The organism is Rhodococcus sp. NPDC127527, assembly GCF_042672245.1.
Taxonomy (GTDB): Bacteria; Actinomycetota; Actinomycetes; order Mycobacteriales; family Mycobacteriaceae; genus Rhodococcus_G.
On the sequence record NZ_JBHXVP010000015.1, the window covers coordinates 129687 to 136019 of the forward strand.

Consider the following 6333-nt stretch of genomic DNA (forward strand, 5'->3'; position numbering starts at 1 on the left):
TCCGGCCACCGGAAAGGCGCACGAGTGCCGAAGGCGTCATCCATCTGGGCGTCAAATAGCGGACGCCCGTACAGGAGGAAAACAATGCTCATTTCTCAGCGACCCACGCTGACCGAAGAGGTCATCGCTGACAACCGCTCGAAGTTCGTCATCGAGCCCCTTGAGCCCGGCTTCGGGTACACCCTCGGCAACTCGCTTCGCCGCACCCTGCTGTCGTCGATCCCCGGCGCTGCTGTCACCAGCATCCGCATCGACGGCGTCCTGCACGAGTTCACCACCGTCCCCGGTGTGAAGGAGGATGTCACCGACATCATCCTGAACCTCAAGGGCCTGGTCGTGAGCTCCGAAGAGGACGAGCCGGTCACCATGTACGTCCGCAAGCAGGGCCCCGGCGCTGTGACCGCAGGCGACATCGTGCCCCCGGCCGGCGTCACGGTGAACAACCCGGACCTGCACATCGCCACCCTGAACGACAAGGGCAAGCTGGAGATCGAGCTCGTCGTCGAGCGCGGTCGCGGCTACGTCCCCGCCGTCCAGAACAAGGCGTCCGGCGCCGAGATCGGCCGTATCCCGGTCGACTCGATCTACTCGCCGGTGCTCAAGGTCACCTACAAGGTGGAGGCCACCCGCGTCGAGCAGCGCACCGACTTCGATCGGCTCGTGCTGGACGTGGAGACCAAGAACTCCATCACCGCTCGGGACGCGCTCGCTTCGGCGGGCAAGACCCTGGTTGAGCTCTTCGGCCTCGCCCGTGAGCTGAACGTCGAAGCAGAAGGCATCGAGATCGGACCCTCGCCCGCCGAGGCCGATCACATCGCGTCCTTCGGGCTGCCGATCGAGGATCTGGACCTCACCGTCCGGTCCTACAACTGCCTCAAGCGCGAGGGTGTGCACACCGTCGGCGAGCTGGTTGGTCGCACCGAGTCCGATCTGCTGGACATCCGCAACTTCGGTCAGAAGTCCATCGACGAGGTGAAGGTCAAGCTGCATTCGCTCGGCCTGGCCCTGAAGGACAGCCCGGCTTCCTTCGACCCCACCACCGTTGCCGGCTACGACGCCGCCACCGGAACGTGGAGCGACACCGACGCCGGCGCCTTCAGCGACACCGAGGGCAACGACCAGGACTACGCCGAGACCGAACAGCTGTAGACCAGCTCACTGGGTCCTTACTAGGAGATTCATCATGCCCAAGCCCAAGAAGGGTGCCCGCTTCGGCGGGTCGGCTTCGCACCAGAAGGCGATCTTCGCCAACCTGGCCACCGCGCTCTTCGAGCACGGTCGCATCACCACCACCGAGGCCAAGGCGAAGGCCCTGCGGCCCTACGCCGAGAAGCTCGTCACGCACGCGAAGGCCGGTACCCTGGCCCACCGTCGTGAGGTGCTGAAGGTCATCCGCAACAAGGATGTCGTGCACACCCTGTTCGCGGAGATCGGTCCGTTCTACGCGGAGCGCAACGGCGGCTACACCCGCATCATCAAGACCGTCCCCCGCAAGGGTGACAACGCTCCGATGGCGATCATCGAGCTCGTCAAGGAGCAGACCGTCACCTCCGAGGCCGACCGCGCGCGTCGCGTGAAGGCTTCGCAGGAGGCTCCGGCCGAGAACGTCGTGGAGGCCGTCGAGGCCGAGGCGACCGAGGTCGAGGTCGAGAACGCAGAGGCAGTTGTGGAGGCCGTCGAGGACGAGACCGCCACCGCCGCCGATGCGGACGAGGCCAAGAAGGACTAACGCTGAACGCGTCAGAACCTCGCAACGAACCCGCCGCCCCTTCCCGGGACGGCGGGTTCGTTCGCTTTCGCCTGGACATCACCTACGACGGCACCGACTTCTCCGGCTGGGCCCGCCAGCCCGGACTGCGCACGGTCTGCGGGGTGCTCGAGGAATCGATCTCGACGGTCCTGCGGGAACCGGTGACGCTGACCGTCGCCGGCCGCACCGACGCCGGGGTGCACGCCTCCGGTCAGGTCGCGCACTTCGACGTGTCCGCCGCGGCGGCGCCCGCCGAGCCGGACCGGCTGGTCCGCCGCCTCGCGCGCTTCCTGCCGCCGGACGTGCGGGTCAAGGCGGTCACCGCGGTGCCGGCCGAGTTCGACGCCCGCTTCTCCGCCATCCGCCGGCACTACGAGTACCGGATCACCACCGCGCGCTACGGCGCCGAACCGCTGCGCGCTCGCGACACCGTGTCGGTGCCCAAGGACCTGGACCTCGACGCGATGCGGGTGGCGTCGGCCGGTCTGATCGGCCTGCACGACTTCGCGGCGTTCTGCCGTCGCAAGGAGGGCGCGACGACGATCCGCGAGCTACAGCGGTTCGACTGGTCACGAGAGGGCGACGTCGTCACCGCGTACGTCAGCGCCGACGCGTTCTGCTGGTCGATGGTCCGCAGCCTCGTCGGCGCGATGATCGCGGTGGGGGAGGGTCGTCGCACGCCGGAGTGGACGGTCGCGCTGCTGCAGGAGCGGGAGCGGTCCAGCTCGGTGCTCGTCGCGCCCGCGCACGGGCTGAGCCTGGTCCGGGTCGACTACCCGGCCGACGGGGACCTGGCCGCCCGCAATGCCGCCACCCGCGAGGTCCGTTCCGTTCCCGGCGGCTGCTGCGGCGACTGAGTTGCCCGGATGTTGCCGACATTCGGCGCCGGTCGTGGGACTCAGCCAGCGCGCTGGGCCGCACCTGCCTCGGCGAGCACCGCGGGCTTGGTCATGAAGGTGACGCTGGGCCGCGGGAACCGGTAGACGGCGCACGCGGCGTCGAGAGCCTCGTCCACCGACTCGATCAGTTCGGCCTCGTGGCCGGCGGGCCGGTGGGCGATCTCGATCACCAACTCGCACAGGATCAGACCGTGTTCGCGCCGGACCTGCTCCATCAACGAGATCACGAGATCGATCGTCGCGCCGATGCCCCGCCGATCGGCCGCATCGCCCATGTGGGTGTAGCACAGCCCGACCAGGGCGAGATTCGGTTGCTCGATCACCTCGGTGAGCTCTCGGCCGATCGCGCGCCGAGTCTCGGCGTCGGCCTGAACCGGCACATGGACCAACGTGTTCTGCTCGAACTGACGACCGGTCGAGCGGTGGTTGCGGCGATGCAGTGGAAAGCTCATCGATCCCTCCTCGGATCAGAGCGGCACCCCGTCCACGTGGCGGGGGAGCAGCTAGATCCGGGATACCTCCGCCCGGCGGCGAGCAGGGTGATCTTGACGCGTTCCTGACGTGACCTCGCCCGATCCTGACGGCGTTGCGACGGTCGACGCAGACACACTGCGCCGACCGCGACCGGTGGTCAGCCGGCCAACGACCGCGCGATGACCAGGCGTTGAATCTGGTTGGTGCCCTCGAAGATCTGGGTGATCTTGGCCTCGCGCATGTATCGCTCGACGGGGAAGTCCTGCGTGTAGCCGTAGCCACCGAACACCTGCACGGCATCGGTGGTGACCTTCATCGCGGCGTCGGTCGCGACCAGCTTCGCGACGCTGGCCTGGCGCGAGTACGACAGTCCGGCATCGCGCCGCCGCGCCGCGTCGAGGTAGGTCGCACGAGCCGAGTCCACCGCGGCGGCCATGTCCGCGAGCAGGAACCCGAGGCCCTGGTGGTCGATGATTCGTTTGCCGAAGGCCTTGCGCTCCTTGGCATATGCGACGGCGTCGTCCAGCGCGCCCTGCGCCAGACCGACGGCGACGGCGGCGATGCCGAGGCGGCCGGAATCCAGGGCGCTGAAGGCGATCGGTAGTCCTTGCCCGGGCGCGCCGATCATGCGGTCCTGCTCGACGAAGGCGTCGTCGTAGTGCGCGGATGTCGTCGGGACGGCTCGCAGGCCCATCTTCTCCTCGGGCTTGCCGAAGCTCAGGCCCTCGGTCGTGCGGTCGACGAGGAAGCAGGAGATGCCGCGCGAGCCCTCGTCGCTGGTGCGAGCGAACAGGGTGTAGAAGTCGGCGCGGCCGCCGTTGGTGATCCACGCCTTCGAACCGTTGATCCGGTAGCCACCGTCGACTGCCGTGGCCCTGCAACTCAGCGCGGCGGCGTCCGAACCGGCCTGCGGTTCGGAGAGGCTGTAGGCGCCGATCATGTTGCCGCTCAACATGTCCGGAAGCCACTTGGCCTGCTGCTCGGGGGTGCCCGCAGTGGCGAGTGCATAGCAGGAGAGGCTGTGCACGCTGGTCGCGACCGCGACGGCCGCCCAGCGCGCACCGAGCTCCTCGAGCACCTGCAGGTAGACCTCGTAGGGCTGCCCGCCACCGCCGAATTCCTCGGGGTACGGCAGGCTCAGCAACCCGGCCTGGCCGAGCGCGGGAAACACCCCCTCGGGAAATGTCTCGGACTTCTCGTGCTCGTCGACCTTCGTTGCGAGCACCTTGTCCGCGATGTCGCGAGTCAGGTCGATGAGGTCGTGGGCTTCCTGGCTGGGCAGCAGGCGTTCGACGGGCACGGGGGACTCCTCCGGGAAGAAACGGTACTGACATCGATACTGCAGTACAGTTTTGTGTATGGCAACCCAGGTACGCGGCGCGGCCCGTCGCGCGCAGCTGCTCGACCAGCTCGTCGACCTGCTGCTCGCGGACGGGTTCGCACACCTCACCCTCGACGCGATTGCCGGCCGACTGCGGTGCTCGAAGTCGACTCTCTACGCGCTCGCGGACAGCAAGGAGCAGCTGGTGCGGGTGGCCACTGTCCACTTCTTCCGCGGCGCCACCGAGCGGGTGGAGGCGAGGCTCCTCGGGGCAGTCGGTGCTCGCGTGCGGATCGGGACCTACCTGGAGGCGGTCGGCGAACAGCTGCGGCCGGCCTCGGTTCGGTTCATGGAGGACCTCGCCGACAGCGCGGTAGCCCGGGAGGTCTACGAGCGAAACACGAGGTTCGCCGCCCGTCGCGTGCAGGAACTCATCACCGAGGGAGTTGCTGCCGGCGAGTTCCGCGACGTGCACGCGGCGTTCGTTGCGGAGGTCGTCACGTCGACGATGGTGCGCATCCAGCGCAGGCAGGTCGCCGAGGCGACCGGTCTCGACGATGCCCAGGCCTACGCCGAGCTCGCGGCGCTCGTGACCCACGGCCTTACCGTTTGACACAAGACACGCCGGACGACGCGCCGACGGTCGTGAACTGCGGAAACAACTCTGAACGAACGTCTAGTTGATTCTGCAATTTCCATCACGGAGTGGCTACGCGGTGGTTAAGGTGGCGTGACTTTCGCACATTTTGCCACCTGCTTCGGTCGGTACGAGTGCGGCCAGGCAGATGGAGGGTGTGTATGTCTCGTCCGACGATGCGGCGTGTGGTGGGTGGTGTCAGCGCAGTGGCCGTTGCGGCCGGGTTCGCGGTGACCGCCGGTGTCGCGTCCGCGGCGCCGGCATCGGTGACGTGGACCGATGGCAGTACCAAGTTCACTCGCACGATCAGCGAGGCGAATCCTGCCGCGGGTGACACGATCACCTTGAAGACGGTCTTCGAGCGCACTGGTGGTGTGGTCGAGTGGCTGCAGGCGGTCAAGGATGTGCATCCGACCTGCCTGACGTACGTTGCGGGGTCGGCGAAGGTGTCGGGGTCGGCGCAGAGTGTGGAGAGTCAGGCCGCCGACTTCGTGCGGGTGACCGGTAACTGGCCGGTGTATCCGAACATCAACCCGAAGTCGCAGACGTTCGAGTTCTCGTACAAGGTCGGTGCGGACTGCGCTCGGGGCGCTGCGCTGTCGACGTCGCTGTATTACAGCGGGTCGTTGGGTTCCGGCAACTACCCGGACAAGGGTCCGGCGGTCACGGTTCGTAAGAACGTCTCCACGACTGTGCTTGCGCCGGTGTCGGGTGCGCAGGTCGGGCAGGCCACCGTGTTGAGTGCGACGGTGACCGGTGGTGCGAACGGTGACGTGGTCGAGTTCTACGACGGCGCAGCCAAGCTCGGCACGGGCGCGTTGAACAACGGTGTCGCGACGTACTCGTGGACTCCTGCGGCGGGGGCGCATTCGCTGGTGGCGAAGTACCTGGCGACGGGTGTTGCGGACCCGTCGCAGTCGGCTGCGCAGAACGTGACGGTGGCGGTTCCGGATGTGGCGACTCAGACTTCGGTGACTGTGCCGGCGACGGCCACCACTGGTGTCGCGGTTGATTTGAAGGCGACGGTCTCGCCGGCTCCGACCGGTGGTTCGGTGCAGTTCAAGGACGGTGTCACCAACCTCGGTGGTCCGGTGAACGTGACCAATGGTGTGGCGACGTTGTCGCAGTCCTTTGCCACTGCTGGTGCGAAGAGCATCACGGCGGTGTTCTCGGGTGCGGCCGGGTTCCTCGGTTCGACGTCGGCGGCATCGAATGTGGCGGTGTCGGATCCGGCTCCGGTGGATGTGGCGAC

Annotated in this window: 7 protein-coding genes; 5 read left to right on the top strand and 2 right to left on the bottom strand. The window is 67.5% G+C overall.

Translation table 11 applies throughout. The features are described from left to right. The first annotated feature begins 84 nt into the window (after window positions 1–84). From ACFVH2_RS21650 to truA, 3 genes are read left to right on the top strand one after another with little or no spacing between them, the layout of a single operon-like run. On the top strand, window positions 85–1149 hold the full coding sequence (locus tag ACFVH2_RS21650) for a DNA-directed RNA polymerase subunit alpha (protein ID WP_142100190.1): 1065 nt from the start codon (window positions 85–87) through the stop codon (window positions 1147–1149). A 34-nt stretch (window positions 1150–1183) separates the two neighbouring features. Then, a complete protein-coding gene (gene rplQ, locus ACFVH2_RS21655; RefSeq protein ID WP_378428669.1) occupies window positions 1184–1729 on the top strand; it encodes a 50S ribosomal protein L17 in 546 nt (181 codons plus the stop codon). Between the two features lie 2 nt (window positions 1730–1731). Beyond that, on the top strand, window positions 1732–2607 hold the full coding sequence (gene truA / locus ACFVH2_RS21660) for a tRNA pseudouridine(38-40) synthase TruA (protein WP_378428671.1): 876 nt from the start codon (window positions 1732–1734) through the stop codon (window positions 2605–2607). 41 nt (window positions 2608–2648) lie between these two features. Here truA and ACFVH2_RS21665 read toward each other — a convergent pair whose 3' ends face one another. After that, window positions 2649–3101 (bottom strand): decarboxylase, encoded by a 453-nt coding sequence (locus tag ACFVH2_RS21665; RefSeq protein WP_378428667.1) that lies wholly within the window; start codon window positions 3099–3101, stop codon window positions 2649–2651. 179 nt (window positions 3102–3280) lie between these two features. After that, entirely contained in the window at window positions 3281–4423 is a 1143-nt protein-coding gene (locus tag ACFVH2_RS21670) for an acyl-CoA dehydrogenase family protein (protein ID WP_378428665.1), read from the bottom strand. 58 nt (window positions 4424–4481) lie between these two features. On the opposite strand from ACFVH2_RS21670, the gene ACFVH2_RS21675 reads away from it, so the two are divergent. Beyond that, a complete protein-coding gene (locus ACFVH2_RS21675) occupies window positions 4482–5057 on the top strand; it encodes a TetR/AcrR family transcriptional regulator (protein ID WP_378428663.1) in 576 nt (191 codons plus the stop codon). Window positions 5058–5242: 185 nt separating this feature from the next. Next, window positions 5243–6333, top strand: a 1091-nt coding sequence (locus tag ACFVH2_RS21680; RefSeq protein ID WP_378475724.1) for an Ig-like domain-containing protein, incomplete at its 3' end; no start/stop codon positions are given.